At 70.1% G+C, this 830-nt stretch carries 1 protein-coding gene; it reads left to right on the forward strand.

Features of this window, described 5'->3' with window-relative positions; genetic code table 11:
• The coding region (locus WDW90_RS37630) for a YeiH family protein (RefSeq protein WP_336492808.1) at window positions 1-830 on the forward strand (830 nt) is incomplete at both ends.

The following is an 830-nucleotide window of genomic DNA, read 5'->3' on the forward strand; positions in this document are numbered from 1 at the left end:
TCTGGGAGCCCAGTCCGCGCTGGCGGGCCGGCATCGCCTTCAGCGCCAAGCAACTCCTCGAGCTTGCCGTCGTCCTGCTCGGCGCCTCCTTGAGCCTCGGGGCGATCCTGGCCTCCGGGCCGCTGCTCCTCGCCGCCATCGTCCTGACCGTGGCGGTTACCATCGGGGCGAGCTTCGGGATCAGCCGCCTGCTCGGCCTTCCGACCAAGATCTCGATCCTGATCGCGTGCGGCAACTCGATCTGCGGGAACTCGGCGATCGCGGCCGTGGCCCCGGTGATCGGCGCGGATAGCGACGACGTCGCCTCCTCGATCTCGTTCACGGCGATCCTCGGCGTCCTGATGGTGCTCGGCCTGCCGCTCCTGATCCCGCTGCTCGACCTCTCGGCAACGCAGTACGGCATCCTCGCGGGGCTCACCGTCTACGCCGTGCCGCAGGTTCTGGCTGCGACGGTGCCGGCCGGGCTCGTCAGCACGCAGATCGGCACGCTCGTCAAGCTCGTGCGCGTGCTGATGCTGGGCCCTGTCGTACTGGTGCTGTCGCTGGTCGCGGCGCGTCGGCGCACGGACGCACAGGGCCAGGCGCGCCGCCTCAATCTCCTCAAGCTGGTTCCCTGGTTCATCCTCGGCTTCCTGGCCCTCGCAGCCCTGCGCTCCTTCGGCCTTGTGCCCGACCTCGCACTGGGACCGATAGCAAAGGCCGCAGGGTTTCTGACCGTGGTCTCGATGGCCGCGCTCGGCCTCGGCGTCGACGTGCGCGTGATCGGCCGCGTCGGCGGCCGGGTCACGGCCGCCGTCACGCTGTCACTGGCGGTGCTGCTCGTCATCAGC

The organism is Methylobacterium nigriterrae, assembly GCF_037106235.1.
GTDB classification, from domain to species: Bacteria; Pseudomonadota; Alphaproteobacteria; order Rhizobiales; family Beijerinckiaceae; genus Methylobacterium; species Methylobacterium nigriterrae.